Below are 23,885 nucleotides of genomic sequence, written 5' to 3' on the forward strand. Positions count from 1 at the left end.
TGGACAAAGCATTTCAAATAATAAAAATAAAAAAATACAAGATGACAATACTCAAAAATCTTTTAAACCCATCCAAGCAGAAAGTAAAAACAAAGAAACTTATAAAGATGATAATATAAGAAATGAACTCATAAAAAAACTTCTCGAAAACAAATTTGATTTAGCAAAAGAATTAGAAATTCTTTTTAAAGTAAAAATAGATAATGACAATACAAATAACAATTCTAATAGCAATGATAATTCCAACTCTAATCATCTTAGTAAATTAAGTTCTAAAACTAAAACTAAACATAGAAGTGTGAATATTAAGGTTTAGAAGTTTGTTGAGTTTTTTGCTTAATAATAAAGTCTTATTAAGTTTTATTCCAAGTATTTATTTTTTTGTTTTTAAAGATTAAATATTTAAATTATAGGAGTTGTTTTAACTCCTATAAATAATCTTTTTAATATAAGCTAAAAGGATTAAAATCGAAATTCAAAGATTTAGGTATATTAAGCTTATATTCTTTTAATTTCTTTTTAGGAGCAATGATTAAAGCATATCCTCCTTTTTTATATCTATCTCATACACTAAAAAATTGTCTTTTAGAACTGATATATTCTCCATAACTTGGATCAAGTACTTGTAAAAAATCACCCCTATGATTTATAATCACCACAAAATGTGGAAAACGTGGATCATCTTCAATCTTTACTAAAATAGGAATTCCTGCAAGTTTTTCTAAACTCTTTCTATCTATCCTATAAGATTTGCTTTCATAGCCTAGTTTTTTAACCGCATCATTTAAGTCTGCAAAACTTACCATATCTGTATATAGTTTTTGCCCACTCATGGTTTTTAAAAGATCTAGTTCGCTTAATTTTTTATCATCAAGTATATTGATAAGTGTTGCTAAAGATGAAGCACCGCAAGATTCTTCATAGCTTTGTCTTATGACGTTTTTATTTTTAATTTCAGAATAGGATTTAACTATAAAGTCTGCCTTTAAAAATAAAGGCAAAATAATGAGTATTGATAATAATTTTAGAATTTTTTCCATAGGCTTAATCCAAAAATTGCATCAGGTGCGGCTGAACTTCCTCCTAAACTAGCACTTACGGATACTGCCGTATCAGAGTCTATGCTATAAGTTGATCCTGCACTGATTGTAGGGATTGATCTGATTTCTGAATTTTTGATCCCATTGATTTTTTGTTCAGTTTGAAATCTTTGTTCAGCTCCTAGATCTAAAGTGATTTTAGGACTTAAAATTATAGATAAATTACCCCCAATATAAATGCTATGTCCATATTCTATATTAGCAATTTTAAATTTTCTTTTTGCATTATAACCAAATCCTGTATAAATGCTATATACCACAGGATCGCTATACCCTCTTAAACTAGCTTGCAAGCTTTGTGATTTTAAATAAAAGTTTTTTGTTTGATTGATCGCTTTTTCTCTTTGAACAATAGCGGTTTGAAAAGTGATTTGTGGAACAAAATCTGCTATGCTATCGCCTGTATAAATAAAACCTAACCATAAATTATCAAAACCTATACGATTTTTAGCTGAATATTCGTTTGTAAAAAATTTGTATATTCTTGTCTGGCATAACTTCCTCCTCCTGAAATTAATATGTCGAATTTAGGAGTTAAAGTATAGATAAAAGTTTGAGTTAGAAAAACTTGTTTTGTGTCATTCCATACTGTAGGATCTCCGCCTATGGTAATATTGGGGTAAAGTGAGTATGAATTTGCATTACCTGTGCTAAGAAGTGAAAAGCTTGTAATACTTCTTAATCCGATTTGCTTTTTAAAGAGTGTATCAATATTTAACTCATCATTAGCAAACAAAGAGCTTATTAAAACTGCCAAAATAAGAAAAATTTTTCTCATTACTATCCCTTTCAAAATTTATTGCTTAGAAAAAGATTAAGCAAAGAGTGTTCCAAGTTTTGAATGAGTAAAAATTTTTTAGTTATTTTTTTTGGATATAACCTCTTTTTATCTTTGATTTTATTTAGAAGAGATAAAGCTTCATCATAATGAAGAAATTCATTACATCTTTTTCCTGTGCAGGCTTGAAATCTTATATTACCATATACTCTTTCAACAATGAATTTATTAAATAAAGTGGGTATAGTTTCTATGGAATAATATCTTGCGTTGCCATTATTAGTTGTTTTGTGAAGTAATACAAGACACTCTGATATTAAAACTACTACTATATATTCTAAAGCAACAAATGATACTATAAAAGCAGCATTGCTTCCTGGAGAATAAATTTTGTGCACCAGAGCAGACTCTAAATAAAGTCTACTCTGATATTTTGCTTACTTTATTTCAGTTAGCAAAAATTTAGGTTCTCCTCCAAGAGTTTTTATAAACTTTGCTATTCTTGATAAAACCAGTTCTGTAGGAAATGTAAAAATATTTGCAAGTAGAAAATATAAATCTTCAAGAATGTCTTCTTCTTTGTATTCAATATCTTCAATATCAAAAGTAGAATCTTTCTTGTATTTATTAATTTCTTTGTAAATTTGAATTAGAATTTGAATTTTTCGTTCATTTTTGTCTGTTTTTGAGAACAAATATAACTTTTCAATTAATTCCTCGATTAATTTATTTCTATTCTTTTGCTCATTAAAAAACTCAAAAAACTCAATCCTATCCCATATTTTTTTACTATTCATAATATTCCTTTTAATTGATCGATATAATCACTTCACCATTGCATTAAAAACTTCCTATCGTTTAATCTTAAGCTTCTATTATTAGGTAGCTTTTACTTTGTTTCTTTCTCTATGATTTAAGCATAATTCTATGACTCCACTATTTTACTTATGTAAATTTTTAAGAGTTGAAGCCGTTATTCTAAAACCATTAGCTTGATTAATGTGTTTTCACTCATGGTTTTAGATTTGCTTATATCGCTCAGAAAAACATATTTTGAATGATGAAATGAAAAAGGGTTTGATAAATTCAAACAATTTTATAACGTTTCTACTTAATAATATGATAAAATCTTCACCTCCTTTCATTTTATTTATTTTTGAGTTTTTAAAATCAATTTCACTCCATTCTAAATTTCTAATATTGGCGCTTCTTAAAAACAAATATGGACTGATTTGTAAAGCTACTTTTGTAAATATATTTCCATTGTAATTTTCTATCGCTAATAATAATTTTTTAAATTTTTCTTCATTAACAATAGCTCTAAGATTTTGCTTTTTGTGAGAACCATAAATAGCTTTCATATCTAAATTCATAATATTATTATATTCTGTATATTCTCTATTTATTGTATATAAAATAATTCTTTTAAAAGCTTCTCATCAAAAGCATTCTGCAAAGTAATAATATGAGTTTGCGTTTTTGTTAGAGATTTTTTTGGATCTTCTAAAACCAACATAGAACTAAAATTTATTTGCTCGTTCTCTTGCGTCTTTAATAAAGGTATGTGCAAAATTAAAAAATATTTTTTACACACATTATTACACATATTTTTTAAATTGTCAAAAGGTTCTAATAGATTCTAATCAATATCCTTTCAAAAACTGATTTATCGGATTTCGTTTGTTAGTTTAGGTAATTTGTGCTAAATTTAATCAATAAAAAGGACTTCATTTGTTTTTAGGTATGCTTTTAGCTATAAGAATTCTAAGGCATGCGAATTTAAATACAATAAACTATATATACAAAAGTAATAAATGATACAATCAAAGCTACATTATTAAATAATTGAAAAAAGAATTTTCTATGATAAGTGAAAGTATTAAAAGCAATATAATCTAACATAACAAGAATTAAATTAAATTGTAAATGCAGAACAAAAAAAACAAAAAAACAATACTTTTTATATAAAATCAAGCAAAACAAAATCTTTTAATTTTGGGCATATTTCGCACAAATAATCACTATACCATTGTATTAAATCTTTTCTCTCTTTTAGGTTTTGAGCAAAATTATACGAAGCTTTAACTTTGTTTTTTTCTGTATGAGCTAGACACATTTCTATGATATTACTATTAAATTGATGATTTTGAATATTCTCATGAGCTAGGGCGCTAAACATAGATCTGAAGCCATGTGGAGTAAATTCTTCATTTGAATATCCCATTCTCCTAGATACCATTCTTATTGTATTGTCGCTTAAAATCTCATTTAGCGGAATACCTCTCTTTTTTGTTCTAATAGACTTAAATAAAAATTCGTGATGGCTTATTTGTCTATATTCTTTTAATAATCGCACCACAAGATCACTTAGATGTATGCAATGTGCTTTTTTTCATTTTCATTTTTGAGGCAGGTATATTCCATACACCATTTTCTAAATCAATGTCATTCCAAGTAGCACTTCTTATAGTAAAACTTCTTTGAGCAGTAAGAAGTGATAATAAAATTGCCATTTTTGTATTTATATCACATTGAACAATATTTTCAATTAGTTCTTTAACCTTTGAAATTTCTGTGATAGTTACAAAATGTTTTGTTTTTTTTATTATAAATAAGATCTTTTCTTTTTATACCAAGCATAACATTATTTTCAATTATTTCTCTATTAACCGCATAGGTTAGTATAGAATCTAGTGTTGTGAATATTTTTTTACCAACTTCAGATTTTTTTGTAATTTAATTTTTCAAGTACGTTTAAAATATCACTTCTTTTGATGGAACTAATAGGAATGTCGCCTATAAGATCATAACAATGATTTTCCATCCTTTTAATAGATTCATTGAGAGTACGTTTTGTTATATCATTTCTTTGAGCAAAATATTGCTCAGCAATATTTCTAAAGCTCGTCGTACATTCTATTCTTTCTTTTATGCTTTCACTGTTTTTTAAAGAAATTTTTATCTCATTTTTTCTATCTCGAGCTTCTTTAATTGACATTTGCGGAAATTGTCCCAAAGTTATTCTTTTCAGTTTTCTTGTTTTTGGATCTTTATAATCAAAAACAAAAGATTTGTTTCCACTAGGATAAACTAAAACAAATAAATTATCACCATCACCAACTAAAAATTTTTTAGCTTTTAGACTAATATTTATTATATCTTTTTGTGTAAGCATTAAAAATTGATTCCTTGAACTGATTTTATCCTAACTTTTTATTTTTAAATCAAAAAGTTAGGAAAAATTTTTCAAAATAGATTTTAACGGAAAAAACTTTAATTTAGGTTTCAAGTAGCTTCAAAGTCCTATTTTATAAATATTTTTTTTGAGTTTGATATTTATAGTAGTTTATATTTGCTTATAGTAAATTATAGTATAAATGGTGCGGTTAGCGAGATTTGAACTCGCACACGCTGAGCGCACCACCCCCTCAAGATGGCGTGTCTACCAGTTCCACCATAACCGCACAGAAGCCCAAAATAGGGCTTAATCTTTTAAGATGCAGCGGGAATAAATTTTATAAAAGGGTTTGCATAAAGTGCTATAAGAGCGATAACAAGTGCATAAATTACTTGCGCTTCAATCATAGCTAAAGCAATAAACATTGTAGTCATTAGTTTTCCTGCAAGTCCAGGGTTTCTAGCTGTTCCTGCTATAGTTGCCGCAGCTGTACTTCCCATACCAATAGCACCACCAAGAGCCGCAACACCTAATCCTAAACCGGCAGCTAAAACAGAAAAAGCTTTAATCCATGTATTCATAGCTTCTTGTTCTACCAAATTATTTGTTTCAGCTGCAAAAGCTACCGCTGCAAAAGCTAAAAGTAGAAAAAATATTTTTTTCATAATAAAATACCTTTATCCTAAATAAAAATTTATTTCAAATCTTTAAGATTAAATACTTTCGGCTTGCGTATCCCTACTTGATATCTATGTTAAAGATTTAAAATTAATTCCGAAATGCTATCATGTTTTATCTTTATTTTTATTGAAATAATTATTAATTTTTATATTCTTTCATAAAAGATTAAAACTTTTTTTGCTTTAATAAGCGTTTTAAAATATATTTTAAGGTTGTATTTTGAGTTCTAAATTTTCAAAAATAGGTTTTATTTTAGCCGTTGCAGGTTCGGCTGTAGGTTTGGGAAATGCATGGAAATTTCCAACTCTTGTAGGACAAAGCGGAGGATCTGCATTTATTTTGCTTTATATTATTTTAACTTTAGGGGTTGGTTTTGTTATTTTTTTAGCTGAATTGAGTATTGGTAAAATCAGCGAAAAAGATCCTGTTAATGCTTATAAGAAATTAGCACCTAAATATAAAAAAGCTTGGTCTTTTGTAGGTTTTACTATGATAGGATCGATTTTAATTGTCTCTTTTTATGCTTTAGTGATCGGATGGGTGGTAAAATATGCATATTTAAGTGTGATTGGACAATTACCAAATAGTTTAGAGCTAAGCAAAATTGAATTCGAAAATCTTACAGCGCATGATTTTTTAAGTCAATTTGTTTGTTTTACTTTAGTATTTTTTGTTATTTTTTATATTGTTTCCAAAGGGATTAAAAACGGCATTGAAAGATTAAATGTATGGATGATGCCTTCTTTGTTTATTTTATTAATTTTAATGCTTATTTATGCGATGAGTAAAGATGGGTTTGTATTGGCTTTAAAATTCCTTTTTATTCCTGATTTCCATAAAATCAATATTTCAAATACTCTTGAAGCTTTAGGACTTGCCTTTTTTAGCTTATCTTTGGGAGTTGGAACTATCATCACTTATTCTGCAAGTTTGCCAGATCGGACTAATTTTATTACAAGCACTTTAAATATTATTTTTATCAATCTTTTAGCAGGTCTTTTAATGGGTCTTGTTGTTTTTACCTTTATTTTTGAATTTGGATATGATCCAAATCAACAAGGCCCAGGTTTTGTTTTCGTTTCTTTAGCTACCTTGTTTGAAAAACTTGGTTTAGTTGGTCATATTTTTGGAGCAGCCTTTTTTATTTCTTTGGTGTTTGCAGGTATTACTTCAGCAGTTTCTATGATAGAACCTTCAGCTTTTTATCTGATCAATACCTTTAAAATGAGTCGCAAAAAAGCTTTGGTTTTAATAGGTATTTTTGTATATATTTTAGGTATTTTATGTATTTTATCTTCTTTGGATACTACGCAGTTTAAAATTTTAGGGATGAGTTTTTTTGAGTTATTAGATAGCTTTTCTAGTAAAATTATTATGCCATTGGGTGGAATTTTAATTGCAATTTTTGTTGGCTTTGTGATCAAAAGAGAAACTTTAGAAATTTTATTTAAACCTTATATGAGGGGTGTATTTTTTAAAATTTGGTATATTTTTGTAAGATTTATATCTCCTTTAGCAGTTTTTGTAGTTTTAATAACAAAACTTATAGGATTTTATATAAAATTTTAATCCAAAATTGGGCAAATTTTGCCCAATTAAAAATTTTTTCTCCAGTTTCTTTTGCTTGATTTTTATATTAAATAATTTTTTATTTGATTATTGTTTATTATGCATGAAATGTTATTATTTTCTTTGTATAATACTTTGATATTAATGCTAAGGAAAAAGCATGGCCAAAAAATTTATAGATGTGATGGATACGAGTTTTAGAGACGGCTTTCAATCGGTTTATGGGGCCAGAATTTCAACAAAGGATTTTTTACCTGCCTTAGAGGCCGCAAAAGAGGCAGGAATTAATCATTTTGAATTTGGCGGAGGAGCTAGATTTCAAAGTCTATATTTTTATCTTAACGAAAATGCCTTTGATATGATGGATAAATTTCGTTCAGTTGTGGGCGAAAGTGCTAATTTGCAAACCTTAGCAAGAGGAGTTAATACTGTTGCTTTAGATACTGGAAGTAGAGAACTTGTGGAATTGCATGCAAAGCTTTTTGCAAAACACGGAACAACAACTATTCGAAATTTTGATGCTTTAAATGATGTTAACAATCTTAAATTTAGCGCAGAATGCATTGTTAAATATGGATTAAAACATGAAATTTGCATTACTTTAATGGATTTACCTCCGCAATGTCACGGAGCTCATGATGTGCTTTTTTATGAGAAGATTTTAAAAGAAATTTTACTTTCAGAAATACCTTTTCACAGCATTTGCTTTAAAGACGCAAGCGGAACTTCAAATCCTAATAAAATCTATGAAACCATTAAGATGGCAAAAAGAATTTTACCTTCAAATACCCATGTAAGACTTCATACTCATGAAACAGCCGGAGTGAGTGTGTCTTGCTATTTGGCAGCTTTAGAAGCAGGTGCTGATGGTATTGATTTAGCTGCAGCTCCTGTTAGCGGAGGTACTTCACAACCTGATATCTTAACTATGATACATGCACTTAAAGGAAAAGATTATGATTTGGGTGGTTTAGATGAGGAGAAAATTTTAAAATATGAAGAAATTTTAAAAGATTGTCTTAAAGATTATTTTTTACCTCCTGAGGCAGGTAAAGTTAGTCCTTTAATTCCTTTTTCGCCTATGCCGGGTGGGGCGTTAACTGCTAATACGCAAATGATGAGAGATAATAATATCTTAGATCGTTTTCCAGAGGTGATTAAAGCAATGCGTGAAGTTGTTGAAAAAGGTGGATTTGGAACATCGGTTACTCCGGTCTCGCAATTTTATTTTCAACAAGCTTTTAATAATGTCATGTTTGGTCCTTGGAAAAAAATTGCCGAAGGATACGGTAAAATGGTTCTTGGTTATTTTGGAAAAACACCGGTTAAACCTGATGATGAAATTGTAAAACTTGCAGCAGAACAACTTAAACTAGAGCCAACAAAAGAATTAGCAATTGATTTAGCAGACAAAGATGAAACAAAAAGAATATTTTATATTAAAAACTTACTAGAAAAAGAAAATATTGAAGTAAATGATGAAAATATTTTTATCGTAGCAACATGCAAAGAAAAAGGGATAAGCTTTTTAAAAGGAGAGGCTAAAATCAATATACGCAAAAATGATTCAGCAACGCTTAAACAAAATGTAGATGAAAATCATTTTACAGTAAAGGTTAATGGAAATAAATACTTTGTTGAAGTGAGCTCTGGGTTTGATGACAAAGTTAAAATTAAAAGCATGGAAAAGGTACAAAATAATATTGAAAACATTAATCCCTCTGAAGGAATTCAAGCTCCAATTTCAGGTGCGCTTTTTAAGATTTATATTGATGAGAATTCTGAGGTTAAGAGTGGTCAGGTCGTGGCTATTTTAGAAGCTATGAAAATGGAAATAGAAGTTAGTGCGCCAAAAGACGGAGTGATTGAAAAGGTAAATATCAAAGTAGGCGATAGTGTTAGCGAAGGTCAAATCATCGCGACTTATAAAAACAATTAAAGGATAAAAAATGAACAAAATAGAAAATTTGGGTTTGAAAAATACGGGAAAAATTTATCATAATTTAAGTTATGAAGAATTGTTTGAACATGAAAATATCAATCAAGAGGGGCAATGTACTCAAAGTGGTGCTTTTAGTGTTGATACGGGTATTTTTACTGGCAGAAGTCCAAAAGATAAATATTTTGTTAAACAAGAGTCTTCAAGTAAATATATAGCTTGGGGTAAGGTAAATCAAGCAATAACTAAAGATTTGTTTGACAAACTTTTAAATAAGGCTAAAAATCAACTCAATGGAAAAGATATTTATGTGCAGGATGTTTTTTGTGGAGCTTCTTTAAAAAGCCGTAAAGCTGTAAGATTTGTAACCGAAGTGGCTTGGCAAGCTCATTTTGTAAAAAATATGTTTATTGAGCCTAATCAAGAGGAATTAGAAAATTTTAATCCCGAATTTATTGTTTATAATGCTTGTAAATGTAGCAATGATGAGTTTAAAAAAGATGGATTAAATTCTGAAGTTTTTGTTTTATTTAATATAGAGGAAAATATCGCTGTTATTGGCGGAACTTGGTATGGTGGAGAAATGAAAAAAGGTATTTTTTCCATGATGAATTATTGGCTACCTCTTGAAAATAAACTTTCAATGCATTGTAGTGCTAATGTTGGAGAAAAAGGAGATGTAGCTTTATTTTTTGGATTAAGTGGAACTGGAAAAACAACTTTATCAACCGATCCTCATAGAAAATTAATCGGAGATGATGAGCATGGATGGGATGATGAGGGTGTGTTTAATTTTGAAGGAGGTTGTTATGCTAAAACTATTAATCTTGACCCTAAAAATGAACCAGAAATCTATGCAGCTATTAAAAGAAATGCACTTTTAGAAAATGTGGTTTTAAAGGAAGATAAGAGTGTTGATTATAGTGATGCAACTAAGACTGAAAATACAAGAGTATCTTACCCAATAAATCATATTAAAAATCATGAACCAACTTTAAAAGCAGGACATCCTAAAAATATCATTTTTCTAAGTGCGGATGCTTTTGGAGTTTTACCTCCTATTAGTAAATTAAGCAAAGAACAAGCAATGTATTATTTCTTAAGCGGATATACTGCAAAGGTGGCTGGAACAGAGCGTGGAGTTACGGAACCTCAGGCTACATTTTCAGCTTGTTTTGGTGAGCCTTTTATGCCGCTTCATCCTACTGTCTATGCGAGATTATTAGGAGAAAAAATCGATCAACATGGAGTGAATGTTTTTCTAGTCAATACTGGTTGGACTGGCGGAAGTTATGGGGTAGGGCAAAGAATGAGTATTAAAGCTACTCGATCTTGTATTAATGCGATTTTAGATGGAAGTATTAATGATTGTGAATTTGAAAATTTTGAAGTATTTAATTTGGCTATCCCTAAAAAAATCACAGGAGTTGAAAGTTTGCTTTTAAATCCTATTAATACTTGGAAAGATAAAGAAGAATACTGTTTAAAAAGAAACGAACTTGCAAAAATGTTTATAGAAAATTTTAAACGTTATGAAGATGTAAAAGAAGGTTTGGAATTTAGCAAATTTGGTCCAAAAATTTAATGTTTAGATGAAAATCTAAACATTAAACCTAAAATGCATCACATCTCCATCATTTACAATATAATCTTTTCCTTCAAGCCTTAATTTACCAGCTTCTTTTGCTTTTGTTTCTCCGCCGTATTCTATATAATCTTGATAAGAAATTACTTCAGCTTTTATAAAGCCTTTTTCGAAATCATTATGGATAACACTTGCCGCTTTTGGAGCCTTCCATCCTTTTTTTATAGTCCAAGAACGTACTTCTACAACTCCGGCTGTAAAATAGCTAATAAGTCCAAGTTTAGAAAAAGCTGTGCGTATAATTTGATCAAGTCCGCTTTCACTAACACCTAAAGAATTTAAGAATTCATGACTTTCTTCATCGCTTAAGCTAACTAATTCTTCTTCGATTTTTGCACAAAGCTTTATAACTTCATGATTATTTTTTTTTGCGTATTCTTTTAAAGCCTTTACATATTGATTATCTTCACTAATTCCTTCTTCATCAACATTGGCTCCATAAATGACTTCTTTTGCAGAAAGCAATCTTAATTCTTTGATTAAATTTTTATAGGATTCATTTTCTCTATCTGGATAGGAACTAGCTGGTAAGCCTTTATCAAGATGTTCCAGTAATAAAGTGGCAAATTCTAAATTTTCTTTAGCGCCTTTTTGATTTGATTTAGCTTCTTTGGTAAGTTTTTCTATTTTTTTATTGAGTTGTTCAATATCTGCCAAAATAAGCTCGGTATTGATAATTTCTATGTCCCTTATAGGATCTACTTTGCCTTCAACATGGGTTATATTTTCTTCATCAAAACAACGCACTATATGCAAAATCATTTCGGTTTCGCGTATATTAGAAAGAAATTTATTTCCTAAGCCTTCTCCTTTACTAGCTCCTTTTACAAGTCCTGCTATATCTACAAATTCAATTAAAGAATGCATAATTCTTTCAGGATTTACAATTTTTGCAAGTTCATTAAGCCTAGCATCTGGAACTTCTACCATTGCTTTATTAGGTTCTATTGTACAAAAAGGATAATTAGCACTTTGGGCATTTTGTGCTTTGGTTAAAGCATTGAAAGTTGTTGATTTTCCAACATTTGGAAGTCCTACTATCCCAACTGAAAGACTCATTTATTTTTCCTTAAAAGATGAATTAAAAAATTAACACACATTCTAACACCAGCACCGCTAGCACCAAAATTTGAATATCCCCAATTTTTTTCCACATAAGCAGGTCCTGCTATATCAAGATGGAGCCATTTATCTTTGTATTCTTGTCGTATAAATTTATCCAAGAAAAGTCCTGCTGTTATCGCACCGCCATAACGGCTTGATGCAACATTGCAAACATCAGCGATGTTGGATTTAATCAGATCTTTAAGATAGGGATTAAAATGTAAAATTGTTGCGTATTCTCCGCTTTTTTTAGAGCTTTGATAAAATTCATTTTGTAAATCTTCATTATTACCCATGATACCGCTAGTAAATTCTCCAAGACCCACCACACATGCACCTGTTAGAGTAGCCATATCAATTAAAAGATCGGGCTTTAGATCTTGTGCATATGAAAGACAATCAGCTAACACCAAACGACCTTCTGCATCAGTGTTTCTTACTTCTATGCTGACTCCTTCTCGAGAAATTAACACATCATCTGGTTTATAAGCATTTCCACCTATCATGTTTTCTGTCGCACCTAGAATACAATGAATTTCCAAATCCAAATTGAGTTCTGATACAGCTTTAATAATTCCCATTGCAGCAGCAGCACCGCTTTTATCAGCTTTCATTGTTACCATATAATCAGAAGGCTTTAAGCTTAAACCACCACTATCATAAGTAAGACCTTTTCCTACAAAGGCAACTCTTTTTTTAGAATTTTTAGCTTTATAGCTTAAGTGAATTAAGCGAGGAGGAAGACTTGAAGCTTTATTTACAGCTAAAAAAGCATTCATCTTTTCTTTCATAAGAAATTTTTCATCGTAAATTTTACAAGAGATATTTTTATGATCTTTGGCTAATTTTTGTGCATCTTCAGCCATTTTTAAAGGTGTATAAATTTCAGGAATTTCATTGACTATATCTTTTGCAAAATTAGTAGCGTGAGCTAAAATTTGCCCCCGTTCTAAACCTATCTTAGCTTCATTTAAATCAAATTTTTTTCCATTTAATTCTTGGCTTGAGATAATAATTTTTTCAAGCGTACTTGTTTGTTTTTCCTTTTTATATTTATTAAAATTATAAGCTCCAAACAACACGCCTTCTACCAAAGAGCAAAAACTTCTTACGGTGCAGTCTCCAATAACACTAGGTAATTTAATACTTTTAATATTTAATTTTTCTAAATTTTTATAAATATTAAAAAAGCACAGTCTGATATCTTCATAAGATAAACCTTTTAATTCTATAAAAAGCTTATAATTTCTTGTATCCAATAGGACACCTTCGCCTTTGAAATTATTTAATTTGAAAAAATTTTTTTCTTCGTTATATGGTTTTAAATTTTTATCTTGAATAAAAATAACTTCAAAATCTGCTTTAATAGAGTTGAGTTTTTTATCTTCAAAAATAAATTGCATTATTTTTTTCTCCTTTCTCTTAATATCGCTTTTTCTATGCGTTTGAAAATAAAAATCATTCCTGATAAAAAGGCAATGACAATAATGACAGCGAGATACCAATATTCTTTAATCCATTCTTTTGACCAGTGAAGAAAGGTTTGAATTAGGCTGCCAAAATACCATGCTAAAAGTATAGTGATACTAGCCCAAACCCACGCACTTAAGAGATTTATAAGGGCAAATTTTTTACTATTGTATCTAGTTATACCAATACTCATAGGAATAATTGTTCTAAATCCATACATATAGCGTTGTATGAAAATAATAGGCCAACCAAAACGTTGCAAAAGAAGGTGTGCTACGGCAAATTTTCTTCTTTGAGATCGAAGTTTCTTTTGAATATATTTTTTATTATATCTTCCAATATAAAAATAAATTTGATCGCCAACAAATCCTCCAAGTCCTGCTACAAAAATAGCCAAAGCCACATTCATTTTTCCATCGTGTGCTGCAATTCCAGCTAAAATAAGTCCAATTTCTCCTTCTAAAATACTCCAGCAAAAAAGTATTAGATAGCCCCAAGTTTCAACATGTTTATCCCATATTTTTATAATAAAATCTTCTAAAGAAAAATCGTTTTTAGTAAAGTTATAAATAACATAAATCGCAATAGCGATTAAAATTGCAAAAGCAAATATTTTAAGCCATTTTTTCATTTTTTTCCTTAAAAATCTAATACACTATAGGCTGTGCAATATTTTTCTAATTTTTTCATTCCGCCTAAGTCTTTTAAGTTGATTAAAAAGCAAGATTCTATACACTTGCCACCCGCTTGTTTTATTAGCTCCAAAGAGGCAATAGCTGTACCTCCAGTAGCAATTAAATCATCCATAAGTAAAACTTTTGCATTTTTTACATCCCTAAAAGCATCTTGATGAATTTGTATTTTATCTGTACCATATTCTAATTCATACTCGCAAGTAAAAACAGATGATGGGAGTTTGTTGGGTTTTCTAATTGGCACAAAAGGTAGATTGAGTTTTGCACAAAGCATTGCTGCAAAGATAAAACCACGACTTTCGGTTCCAGCTATGAAATCTAATTCCATACTTTTATAACGTTCGCTTAAATGATCGAGTAAAAAAGATAAAACTTTTTTATTGTTTAATAAAGTAGTGATATCTCTAAAAATAATTCCCTCTTTTGGAAAATTTGGAACAACTCGTATGCTTTCGGATAAAAATTTTTTTTCTTCTTCTGTAAGTTTTTTCATAATAACGCCTCAATTTTTGCTTCTAGTTCTTTGATTCTTTGTCTTAATTTATCATTTTCTAAACGATATTGAGAGTTTCTCGTCCTTAAAGAGCTTAAGTCAGTTTTGATTTTGTTTAATTCTTCTGTTAAAATATCTATATTTCCCAAGCTACGTTGAAGTTGAACCTGAAGTTTTCTAATGATAATCTCTGTATCATCGAGATTAGTTTTTATAAAATCTTTAGAATTTTTTTCTTTGCTTAATAAGGTTTTATAATAAAGTAGCATTACAACAAGATAAAGTGTTGCACATATGAGAATAGTTAAAACAAACCAATTTGCAAACATTGTTAATTTACCTCGATTTTTTGAATTCTTCTTAAATGTCTGTCTCCATCAAATGGAGTTTGAATAAAATTTTCTACTATATTAATAGCCATTTCTAATCCGATTAATCTCCCACCTAAAGCCAATACATTTGCATCATTATGTTGTCTAGATAATTTTGCACTTAAACCTTCGTGACACAAAGCACAACGAATATTTTTATGTCTATTAGCGGCTATGGAAATACCAATACCTGTTCCACAAATTAAGATTCCAAAGCAGTTTGAGTCTATTTTAGAAGCTAATAAATGTGCAAAGTCTGGATAATCACAACTTTGAGCATTATTTGTTCCTAGATCTTCAAAGCTTATATTTTTTTCTTTAAGATAGGTGCAGATTTTTTGTTTAAGATCAAAACCGGCATGATCACTAGCGATATAAATTTTTTCTTTAAGCATAACACAAACCCGAAACTTTAGTAATATTTATAGCTAATAATATTAGCATAATAAAATATAAAAATAGCTTTTTAAAATAAATTCTTAGACTAAGTTTTTATTTTCTTTGAATATGCTAAAATTATAAAATAAATTTTTTAATCAATTTATAACATATTAAAATTTTTAAGGAAATAGATGAAGCTTATACTTATAGGATCTTCTACAGGTGGTCCTAATCAATTAAAGTTTCTTTTAAATGATGTAGATATAAAAAATACGGCTGTGGTCATAGCACAGCACATGAGCGCTAGTTTTATCCCATCGTTTGTGAATCAATTTGATAAAGAAGCTTTAAGCAAGGTGGCTCCTTTAAATGATAAGGAAGTTTTGGCAAATAAAATTTATATTTGTCAAAAAAATACTACCCTATCGGGAAATTTAAATCTTATAGCAAATTGGAAAGATGTTACTACAAGTTTTAAACCAAGCGTTGATTTATTATTTCACTCTGCAATTCCTTTGGTTAAGACAAATAAAATTCTTGCGATTATTTTAACCGGAATGGGCGATGATGGAGCTAAGGGTTTATTTGAGTTATATAAGGTTGGGGTAAAATGTTTGTGTGAAAATCAAACAGATAGCGTTGTTTATGGTATGCCTAAAAAAGCAAAAGATATGAATCCAAATTTAAGACCTATGAGCTTAAAAGAAATTAAACAAGAAATTATAAATTTTATAGAATAGGGGTGGTTTTTGACTATGGAAGAAAAAATTAATCCTACGGAATTAGAATTAAACGAGTTTATTCAAATCATCAATGAAATTAGCGGTATAGATTTGAATGAAAAAAGAAATATCTTAGCTTTAAAACTATCTAAATTTGTTTCAGGAACTCAGGCAAAAAGTTTTGCTGAATTTTTAAGCAAGCTTAAAATCAATAGGCAACTCAAGCAAGATACCTTAGATTTTGTTACCATAGGTGAAACTTATTTTTTAAGAGAGTTAGCACAACTTAGAGAGATTATTTTTTATGTAAAAAGCCTTGAAAAGCATGTTAATATTTTAAGTGCGCCTTGCTCTAGCGGAGAAGAAGTTTATTCTATGGCGATATTAGCAGCTCAAAATTTTATAAAAGATTTATCCATTACAGGAATTGATATCAATTCAAATGTTATTGAAAAAGCAAAAATGGGTCAATATCAAGGAAGAACATTGCATCGTTTAAGCGAGAGTGAAAAGAGACGGTTTTTCACTAACGATAATCAAGAAATTTTTACCATCAATAAACATGAATTATGCAGATGTAATTTTGAGCTTTGTAATGTTTTTGAGGATAAATTTTTAAGATTGAATAAATTTGATATTATAGTTTCAAGAAATATGATAATTTATTTTGATTATGATTCAAAAATTAAGCTTATGGAGCGTTTTCATAGAATTTTGTCAGATAAAGGGAGATTGTATATTGGAAATGCAGATTTAGTTCCAGAAAATGTTTTTTTTAAGAAAGTTTTTTCATCGCATGGAACTTATTATGAAAAAATCTAAAATTAATTTTTAGAATTTTAAAAATAAAAATATAGTTTTTCTAGTTTATATTAGGATTTTTTAACGTTTGTTTTATTAAAATCAATTTCTTGATTATTATTAAAAATATTAAGGTTATTTTATGAGAGGTTATAAAATTTTTTCAGGTTCAGCGAATGTAGAATTTGCAAGGCAAATTTCAAAATATCTTTCCTTGCCTTTAAGCGATGCAGGTATTAAGCGTTTTAGCGATGGTGAAATTAGTGTGCAAATTGATGAAAGCGTTCGAGGAAAAGATGTTTTTATAATACAAAGCACTTGCGTTCCAACAAATGACAATCTTATGGAACTTTTGATTTTAACTGATGCACTAAAACGCTCAAGTGCAAATTCTATTACAGCTATTGTTCCATATTTTGGTTATGCAAGACAGGATAGAAAAGCTAATCCTAGAGTTCCTATTACTGCTAAATTGGTTGCAAATTTAATTCAAACTGCAGGAATTAACCGTGTGGCAACTATAGACTTGCATGCGGGGCAAATTCAAGGTTTTTTTGACATTCCAGTGGATAATCTTTATGGAAGTATAGTCTTTAATGATTATATTAAAAGCAAAAATTTTAAAAATGCTATCATTGCAAGTCCTGATATTGGTGGTATTGCTAGAGCAAGAAGCGTGGCTAAACACTTAGGCCTTGATATTGTTATAGTGGATAAAAGAAGAGAAAGAGCCAATGAAAGCGAAGTGATGAATATCATCGGTGATGTAAAAGACAAAGAAGTTGTTTTAGTAGATGATATTATAGATACTGCTGGAACTATTGTAAAGGCAGCAGAAGTTTTAAAAGATAAAGGGGCAAAATCAGTAATGGCTTGCTGCACTCACGCGGTTTTAAGTGGCCCTGCTTATGATAGAATCGAAAATGGTGTTTTAGATGAACTTGTGGTAACTGATACTATTCCTTTAAGAAAAGAACTTCCAAATATTAAAGTTTTAAGTGTAGCTCCAATTTTTGCTGAAGTGATACGTCGAGTTTATCATAATGAGAGTGTGAATTCTTTATTTCTTTAAAAATTTTCCTATAGATTTAAATCTATAGGTTTTTCTACAAAACTACTCTCTAAATTTTTATAAAAATATTTTTCATCTCCTTGATAATTTAAAAGAAATTAATATCTTATTTATTATAATTTATTTTTCATTTTAAAAAGGAGTTAGAGTGTTGAAAAAAATTTTATGGTTTTTCGTTGCCTTATTGGGTGGCGCTTGTTTTTGCTATTTGGCTTTGCAAAATGGCGAAAAAGTTTCAGCTATCTATTTGGTTGTTTCAGCCGTCTGTATTTATATGATAGGATATAGACTTTATGGACGTTTTATTGCTTTTAAGGTTGTTGGGCTTGATAAAAATCGAGCTACTCCAGCTAAAATAGAAAACGATGGACAAAATTTTGTTCCAACAAATAAAATTGTTTTATTTAGTCATCAATTTGCTGCCATTGCTGGAGCCGGACCTTTAGTAGGGCCTGTTTTAGCGGCTCAAATGGGTTATTTGCCTTCTATGATTTGGATTTTAGTTGGTGGGGTTTTAGCTGGAGCTGTGCATGATTTCTTAGTTCTTTTTATTTCTATGCGTAGAAAAGGACGCAGCCTTGGAGAAATGATCAAGGATGAAATGGGAGGATTTACTGGCGGCGTTGCTATGCTTGCTATTTTTGGAATTATGATTATTATCATTGCTATTTTGGCTATGGTGGTTGTTAAATCTTTGGCTAATTCTCCTTGGGGATTATTTACTATAGCAATGACTATTCCTATAGCAATATTTATGGGAATTTATATGCGTTTTATTCGCCCAGGAAGAGTAGGGGAAGCTTCGATTATTGGATTTATTTTATTACTTCTTTCTATCCATTATGGACATGATGTATCTCTTAATCCAACTTTAGCACATTTTTTTACTTTCGATCAACCTACATTAGCATTTATGATTATGGGTTATGGTTTTATTTCTTCATTATTGCCAGTTTGGTTTTTCTTAGCGCCAAGAGATTATCTTGCGACTTTTTTAAAAATGGGTGTTATTGTTGTAATGGCTTTGGCAATTTTATTTGTTGCACCTGATTTTTTAATGCCGAAAATTAATTATCAATACCTTGATGGAACTGGTCCTGTTTTTGCGGGTTCTATTTTTCCATTTTTATTTATAACTATAGCGTGTGGAGCTATAAGTGGTTTTCACGCTTTAATTTCAAGTGGTACAAGTCCAAAAATGCTAGAAAATGAAGAACATGCTTTATTTGTAGGATATGGTGCTATGCTTGCTGAAAGTGGCGTGGCTATCATGGCTTTAATTTGTGCTTGTATTTTGCATCCTGGAATTTATTTTGCTGTTAATTCTTCTTCTGCTTTAATTGGTACTGATTTAGCCCATGCGGCTAAGGTAATTAGTGAATGGGGATTTTTAGTGACTCCAGAAGAAATTACACAGCTAACTAAGGATATAGGTGAGCAAACTATATTATCAAGAACAGGTGGAGCTCCAACATTTGCATTAGGAGTAACTTTAATCTTACATAAAATTTTTGGTGGCGTTGAATTTATGGGATTTTGGTACCATTTTGCGATTTTATTTGAAGCTTTATTTATTTTAACAGCCGTTGATGCAGGAACTAGAACTTCTAAATTTATGATTCAAGATATATTGGGCAATGTTTATAAACCTTTAGGAAATATACATAATGTTTGGGCTGGTTTATTAGCTACTATTATCAGTGTTTCTTGCTGGGGATATTTCTTGTATCAAGGGGCTATCGATCCTAATGGAGGAATTTATACCTTATGGCCACTTTTTGGAGTAAGCAATCAAATGCTAGCCGGTATGTCCTTGCTTTTAGTGAGTGCCATTCTTGCGAAAATGGGTAAAAAGAAATTCCTTTGGGTTACTTTGGCTCCAGCAATTTTTGTATTAATTGCCACTCTTTATGGAGGTATCCAAAAGATATTGCCTTATGAAGAAGGAGCAAAAATTCAAAATACCGTTAGTCATATCGCTACAGCTCAAATGAATAAAAAAGCTATTGAAAAATTGGAAAATGAAATCGCATCAATTAAGTCTCAAAAGCAACAATCAAGTCAAGAAGATCAAATAAAATTTGAAAAACAAATACAAGAAAAAGAACAGCAAATTTCTAATTTATCTCATTCTTGGTTTGGAAATGTTTTAGATGCAGTTTTATGTATATTCTTTATGCTTACAACTTTGCTTGTTATCATTTCTTGTATAGGAATTTGTATAGGAAAAATCAAAATTCCATTAAAAGAAAGTCCTTATGTTGATCTTAACTCTCTAAATGTTAAGCAAGTTTAAAAAAATTTATGAAAAAACTGAAAGGTTTTTTCATCCTTTGGTAGGACTTTCAAGTTATGATAAATATTTGGAGCATATGGAAAAATCGCATCCAGAAAAAACTCCCAAAACAAGAGGGGAGTTTTTTAAGGATTGCTTAGAAAAAAAGTATAATAGCGGTGGCTTAAATAAATGCTGATAATCTCTAAGGATAAAGTCTTTATCTTACAAATTAGGCATTTAAAAAGCCATGAATTCTTTTTAGTTCTTCACTTATAGGTTTTTTATTTCCTCGTCTATCAACGCTTACATAAGTAACAGTAGCAGAAGTGACATTTACACATATAGTTGAGCCAAATTCATCCACTCTTTGTGCGATAACTTCAACTTCAACGCGTATTGAAGTTGTTCCAACTTTTACTACTTTTGCATAACAAGAGATTATATCTCCAACAAATACAGGTTGCTTAAAAACAACTTGCTCCATAGAAATGGTTACAACTCTTTCAGGAGAAAGTTCTCTTGCTGCTATTACACCTGCTGTATCAATTTGTGATAAGATCCAACCGCCAAAAATATTACCTGCTGAGTTTGTGTCTTTAGGCATGGCAACGATTTTAAGTTTTGGTTCGCCCATATCTTTCATTTTTTACTCCTTATTTTAAATAATAAATTATAATTCAAGAAAGTAAAGAAAGGAAACTAAAAAAATGAATAATTTTAAAGAAGTAGCAAAACTCGTAAAAAAACGTAAGGAAAACATCAATATTTTTTATGAACTTTTGGATTCGGATTCATGGGATGGATATTTTGAATATTTGCTTAATCTTAGTGAATTAAAAAAGGAAAAAAGTACTTTTGTGGCTATTCTTAGGCGATTAGTTGATTTAAAAGAAGAAAATTTAGTTCAAGAATGGAAGAAGAATTTTTTTAAAGAGGAAAAAATTACAGAATTAAAACATAAATTTTATGAAGAAATTAGAAAATTTTATGAAAAAGAACATCAAGAACTTATTGATGAAATTGTGAGTAGAAAATTATTAAGTGAATTCTATGAAATTTTAATTCAAGGAATTCATGAAATAGGAGTGATTATAAATTCTTATGAAATTTCTTGGACTAAAGAAATTATAGAAAAAAATAATAAAATTTTGGCATCGCAATTTCAAAATCTTGATGATGCTATTAATTTTTTACATAAAAATAAATTATATCAAATCACTCCTCAAGGAGAAATTTGCGAAAGAAGTTATGGGGTGCTTGTAAGAATAGGAAATTTATGGAAATTTGTTCCTTATGCAAGATTTTTTGAAAATGAAACATTAAAGCTTGAATTTGCTTTTGAAAAAATGATAGAAAGGTTAAAAAATGTTGCCAAAAAAGAGGATGAGTTAGCTTATGTGGAGTATTTTGAAAAATTAAAAAATGCTTTTTGTCAAAAGGATGAAGATAAAATTATTGGATCATGGCAAGAAGCAGAACTTGCTTGGATGAAGGTTAAGTCACCTTTGCAGGTTGGGCATCCTTTGGAGTATTATGAAGATCACTACACACATGCCGTTGCTTTGGAATGGGATATAAGATTAGAAGATGAAAGTAATTTTGATGCTTTAAAATTCAGTAATGAAATCAAGCAAAGTTTTATAAAAGTATATGAAAATATAAATATTGAAGATGAGAAATTAAAAAAAGAAGTGCTTAATAATATAGACAAAACACAGCTTTATGTTTGTATGCCTATGATTTTTTATGGAGCTGAGCTTAAAGGTTTATTTTCAGCACAGGTTGTTCCTAATGATGAATTTGTAAGTAATATAGCAGGAAAGAAAATTTTTGCATTTTTAAATTTTGTCTATGAAAATACTTTGAGTAAACCTTTTATGAAAATTTCAAGTGAGGTTTTTGAGAAGGATTTTTTAGACTATGGTAGGGAAATTCTTTTTTTTAAAGAAGATATTTGGAAGCGTGTTTATGAAATTTCAACCATAGGTCATGAATTTGGTCATATCTTTTTTATTGCTAGTGATAGCGAGAAAAAGATGAATCAAAGCGGTTTTTTTAAAAATATAGAAGAATATAAAGCAACAACAGGAGGGTTGATAAATTTCTTCCTTCATGAAGATAAAGAGCTTAGATTGCCGGTTTTTCATGAGCTTATCAAAAGAGCAATTTCTCTTATCGCTTGGCAAAAAGTTGATGAGGTGCAACCTTATTATACTGAAGGTTTGATACATCTTTCTTTGCTTTTTAAAAGTGGAGTTTTAAAATTTGAAGATAGATTAAAAATTAATTTTAATTTGGAATTTTATGAAAAATTTAAATTGCTTGTTTTGCAAACTTATCATGATTTGGCTAAACATTATACTTTGAAACTAGATGCAAAAGAATTTTTAAATCGTTTTTGTTTAATTGAGGATAAAGTTTTTATACCTATAGAAGAAGAGTGTAAAGAATTTGTAAAATATTATTATAAACTTTATGAAAAAATCGGCAATGAAATTGATAATAGTGGCGAATTTGAGCTTTATAAAGCCAAAAAAAGCAAAAAAAATGAAAAAAAGTATTTTAATGCTTGATATTGTTTGTTTAATATGCTAGAATTAAGTGTTTTAATAAATAAAAAAAGGAGCTTTTATGACTAAAGCAGATTTTATTTCTCAAGTTGCTCAAACTGCTGGGCTAACAAAAAAAGATGCTACAGCTGCTACTGATGCAGTTATTGCTACAATTACTGATATATTGGCAAAAGGTGATAGCATTAGTTTTATAGGTTTTGGTACTTTTTCAACAGCTGAAAGAGCTGCTAGAGAAGCTAGAGTTCCAAGCACTGGAAAAACTATTAAAGTTCCTGCAACTAAAGTTGCTAAATTTAAAGTAGGTAAAAACCTTAAAGAAGCTGTTGCTAAAGCTAGCGGCAAAAAAAAGAAGTAAGATAAAGGCTAGATTTTCTAGCCTTTCTTAAATTTTTATTCTTTTCTATCTTTTTAAATCAAAATCAAAATGAAATATACTTTTGTTATTATCTAGCAATTCTGCTCTAAATCGCATAGTATGCATCGAGCAAGAAGAAAGTATGAATTGACTTTCATAGTCTGTTTTATTGATTTTATAAATTTTTGGCTTGATTTCCCCCATAAACATATTTAATCCATAAATTTTCAATTCTAAATTTTCATATGTTCCAAGATTTTTAATGAGTAATTTTGTATTTTGCAAAGATTTAATAGGTTTAGGATTTAAAGAAATAATTATTTGTTTATCTTTAAGCTTATAAGCACAATCATTAACATTTAGATCACAATTTAAAGATTTTAAACTATCAATATGAGGTTCTTTTTTTGAAATATTTTGATTAAGAATAAAGTAAAATACTAAAAGTATTAAGGCAAAAATTATAATAGAAAATAATTTTTTCATGAGAATACATCCTAAAAATTAAAATAAAATATTTTTTTGAATTATAATTTAAAAAATTAAATATATTTATTATTTTAAAAAAATATCTGGTTTGTATTTTTGACAATTATTATTTTTTAAGAAAAAAATAATATAATCTCAGTTTAAAAATTCTAAAATAAAGATAAAATCAATTAATTTAAAATTATAAAATT

General features: G+C 29.2%; 25 protein-coding genes, 1 tRNA gene and 3 pseudogenes. 11 read left to right on the forward strand and 18 right to left on the reverse strand.

The window, feature by feature from the left end; genetic code table 11:
• Positions 1–316 (forward strand): annotated as a pseudogene (locus H2279_RS05910) (hypothetical protein); the annotation flags it as partial.
• Between the two features lie 127 nt (positions 317–443).
• On the opposite strand, the pseudogene H2279_RS05915 reads toward H2279_RS05910, so the two are convergent.
• From H2279_RS05915 to H2279_RS05955, 10 genes and pseudogenes are all read right to left on the reverse strand, one after another.
• Positions 444–1,040, reverse strand: a pseudogene (locus H2279_RS05915) (cysteine peptidase family C39 domain-containing protein).
• Positions 1,025–1,878, reverse strand: a pseudogene (locus tag H2279_RS05920) (hypothetical protein). The pseudogenes H2279_RS05915 and H2279_RS05920 overlap by 16 nt, the downstream one beginning before the upstream one ends.
• An 11-nt stretch (positions 1,879–1,889) precedes the next feature.
• On the reverse strand, positions 1,890–2,276 hold the full coding sequence (locus H2279_RS05925; RefSeq protein ID WP_337195928.1) for a hypothetical protein: 387 nt from the start codon (positions 2,274–2,276) through the stop codon (positions 1,890–1,892).
• 39 nt (positions 2,277–2,315) lie between these two features.
• Positions 2,316–2,675, reverse strand: a complete 360-nt coding sequence (locus H2279_RS05930) for a hypothetical protein (protein ID WP_337195906.1) — start codon at positions 2,673–2,675, stop codon at positions 2,316–2,318.
• Positions 2,676–2,897: 222 nt separating this feature from the next.
• Positions 2,898–3,239 (reverse strand): hypothetical protein, encoded by a 342-nt coding sequence (locus H2279_RS05935; protein ID WP_337195907.1) that lies wholly within the window; start codon positions 3,237–3,239, stop codon positions 2,898–2,900.
• 599 nt (positions 3,240–3,838) lie between these two features.
• Positions 3,839–4,255, reverse strand: coding sequence for a tyrosine-type recombinase/integrase (locus H2279_RS05940; RefSeq protein ID WP_442862188.1), 417 nt, complete (start codon positions 4,253–4,255; stop codon positions 3,839–3,841).
• Positions 4,242–4,496, reverse strand: a complete 255-nt coding sequence (locus tag H2279_RS08900; protein ID WP_442862189.1) for a tyrosine-type recombinase/integrase — start codon at positions 4,494–4,496, stop codon at positions 4,242–4,244. The genes H2279_RS05940 and H2279_RS08900 overlap by 14 nt, the downstream gene beginning before the upstream one ends.
• A gap of 101 nt (positions 4,497–4,597) precedes the next feature.
• On the reverse strand, positions 4,598–5,053 hold the full coding sequence (locus H2279_RS05945; RefSeq protein ID WP_337195908.1) for an Arm DNA-binding domain-containing protein: 456 nt from the start codon (positions 5,051–5,053) through the stop codon (positions 4,598–4,600).
• Between the two features lie 203 nt (positions 5,054–5,256).
• Positions 5,257–5,342, reverse strand: a tRNA-Leu gene (locus tag H2279_RS05950).
• 28 nt (positions 5,343–5,370) lie between these two features.
• Positions 5,371–5,721, reverse strand: coding sequence for a F0F1 ATP synthase subunit C (locus H2279_RS05955; RefSeq protein WP_137624354.1), 351 nt, complete (start codon positions 5,719–5,721; stop codon positions 5,371–5,373).
• 235 nt (positions 5,722–5,956) lie between these two features.
• On the opposite strand from H2279_RS05955, the gene H2279_RS05960 reads away from it, so the two are divergent.
• The 3 genes from H2279_RS05960 (at position 5,957) to pckA (ending at position 10,830) form a co-directional block, all read left to right on the forward strand.
• Positions 5,957–7,306: a sodium-dependent transporter gene (locus H2279_RS05960; protein ID WP_337195909.1), complete on the forward strand. Its 1,350-nt coding sequence runs from the start codon at positions 5,957–5,959 to the stop codon at positions 7,304–7,306.
• Between the two features lie 160 nt (positions 7,307–7,466).
• Positions 7,467–9,245 (forward strand): biotin/lipoyl-containing protein, encoded by a 1,779-nt coding sequence (locus H2279_RS05965; protein ID WP_337195910.1) that lies wholly within the window; start codon positions 7,467–7,469, stop codon positions 9,243–9,245.
• 10 nt (positions 9,246–9,255) lie between these two features.
• On the forward strand, positions 9,256–10,830 hold the full coding sequence (gene pckA / locus H2279_RS05970; protein WP_337195911.1) for a phosphoenolpyruvate carboxykinase (ATP): 1,575 nt from the start codon (positions 9,256–9,258) through the stop codon (positions 10,828–10,830).
• Between the two features lie 15 nt (positions 10,831–10,845).
• On the opposite strand, the gene ychF is transcribed toward pckA, so the two are convergent.
• Genes ychF through rpiB form a run of 6 tightly spaced genes read right to left on the reverse strand, consistent with a single transcriptional unit; the run spans position 10,846 to position 15,418 of the window.
• A complete protein-coding gene (ychF, locus tag H2279_RS05975; RefSeq protein ID WP_337195912.1) occupies positions 10,846–11,949 on the reverse strand; it encodes a redox-regulated ATPase YchF in 1,104 nt (367 codons plus the stop codon).
• On the reverse strand, positions 11,946–13,397 hold the full coding sequence (locus tag H2279_RS05980) for a leucyl aminopeptidase (protein WP_337195913.1): 1,452 nt from the start codon (positions 13,395–13,397) through the stop codon (positions 11,946–11,948). The genes ychF and H2279_RS05980 overlap by 4 nt, the downstream gene beginning before the upstream one ends.
• Positions 13,397–14,095, reverse strand: a complete 699-nt coding sequence (locus H2279_RS05985; RefSeq protein WP_337195914.1) for a DedA family protein — start codon at positions 14,093–14,095, stop codon at positions 13,397–13,399. Before H2279_RS05985 ends, H2279_RS05980 begins: the two co-directional genes overlap by 1 nt.
• 8 nt (positions 14,096–14,103) lie before the next feature.
• Positions 14,104–14,652 carry an adenine phosphoribosyltransferase gene (apt, locus tag H2279_RS05990; RefSeq protein ID WP_337195915.1) on the reverse strand — a complete coding sequence of 183 codons (549 nt, stop codon included), beginning with the start codon at positions 14,650–14,652 and terminating at the stop codon, positions 14,104–14,106.
• On the reverse strand, positions 14,649–14,981 hold the full coding sequence (locus tag H2279_RS05995) for a hypothetical protein (RefSeq protein WP_137624346.1): 333 nt from the start codon (positions 14,979–14,981) through the stop codon (positions 14,649–14,651). Before H2279_RS05995 ends, apt begins: the two co-directional genes overlap by 4 nt.
• A 2-nt stretch (positions 14,982–14,983) precedes the next feature.
• Positions 14,984–15,418 carry a ribose 5-phosphate isomerase B gene (gene rpiB, locus H2279_RS06000; RefSeq protein ID WP_137624345.1) on the reverse strand — a complete coding sequence of 145 codons (435 nt, stop codon included), beginning with the start codon at positions 15,416–15,418 and terminating at the stop codon, positions 14,984–14,986.
• A gap of 177 nt (positions 15,419–15,595) precedes the next feature.
• Here rpiB and H2279_RS06005 point away from each other — a divergent pair, with 177 nt between their 5' ends.
• The 5 genes from H2279_RS06005 (at position 15,596) to kcuS (ending at position 20,473) form a co-directional block, all read left to right on the forward strand.
• Positions 15,596–16,144, forward strand: coding sequence for a CheB methylesterase domain-containing protein (locus tag H2279_RS06005; protein WP_137624344.1), 549 nt, complete (start codon positions 15,596–15,598; stop codon positions 16,142–16,144).
• 15 nt (positions 16,145–16,159) lie between these two features.
• Positions 16,160–16,948, forward strand: coding sequence for a CheR family methyltransferase (locus H2279_RS06010; protein ID WP_337195916.1), 789 nt, complete (start codon positions 16,160–16,162; stop codon positions 16,946–16,948).
• Between the two features lie 121 nt (positions 16,949–17,069).
• Complete coding sequence (locus H2279_RS06015) at positions 17,070–17,999, forward strand: ribose-phosphate pyrophosphokinase (protein WP_137624342.1); 930 nt, start codon at positions 17,070–17,072, stop codon at positions 17,997–17,999.
• A 148-nt stretch (positions 18,000–18,147) separates the two neighbouring features.
• Complete coding sequence (locus H2279_RS06020; protein ID WP_246023786.1) at positions 18,148–20,295, forward strand: carbon starvation CstA family protein; 2,148 nt, start codon at positions 18,148–18,150, stop codon at positions 20,293–20,295.
• Positions 20,279–20,473, forward strand: a complete 195-nt coding sequence (kcuS, locus tag H2279_RS06025; RefSeq protein WP_137624341.1) for a KCU-star family selenoprotein — start codon at positions 20,279–20,281, stop codon at positions 20,471–20,473. The genes H2279_RS06020 and kcuS overlap by 17 nt, the downstream gene beginning before the upstream one ends.
• Positions 20,474–20,506: 33 nt before the next feature.
• On the opposite strand, the gene H2279_RS06030 is transcribed toward kcuS, so the two are convergent.
• Positions 20,507–20,920: an acyl-CoA thioesterase gene (locus tag H2279_RS06030; protein WP_137624340.1), complete on the reverse strand. Its 414-nt coding sequence runs from the start codon at positions 20,918–20,920 to the stop codon at positions 20,507–20,509.
• A gap of 64 nt (positions 20,921–20,984) precedes the next feature.
• On the opposite strand from H2279_RS06030, the gene ciaB reads away from it, so the two are divergent.
• Both ciaB and H2279_RS06040 read left to right on the forward strand, forming a co-directional pair.
• Entirely contained in the window at positions 20,985–22,850 is a 1,866-nt protein-coding gene (gene ciaB / locus H2279_RS06035; protein WP_337195917.1) for an invasion protein CiaB, read from the forward strand.
• Between the two features lie 58 nt (positions 22,851–22,908).
• Positions 22,909–23,205 (forward strand): HU family DNA-binding protein, encoded by a 297-nt coding sequence (locus tag H2279_RS06040; RefSeq protein WP_137624338.1) that lies wholly within the window; start codon positions 22,909–22,911, stop codon positions 23,203–23,205.
• A 45-nt stretch (positions 23,206–23,250) separates the two neighbouring features.
• Here the strand turns inward: H2279_RS06040 and H2279_RS06045 are convergent, their stop codons facing one another.
• Positions 23,251–23,691: a hypothetical protein gene (locus tag H2279_RS06045; RefSeq protein WP_337195918.1), complete on the reverse strand. Its 441-nt coding sequence runs from the start codon at positions 23,689–23,691 to the stop codon at positions 23,251–23,253.
• Positions 23,692–23,885: the final 194 nt, after the last annotated feature.

This window comes from Campylobacter sp. B0100352/1 (assembly GCF_020135855.1).
Taxonomy (GTDB): Bacteria; Campylobacterota; Campylobacteria; order Campylobacterales; family Campylobacteraceae; genus Campylobacter_D; species Campylobacter_D taeniopygiae.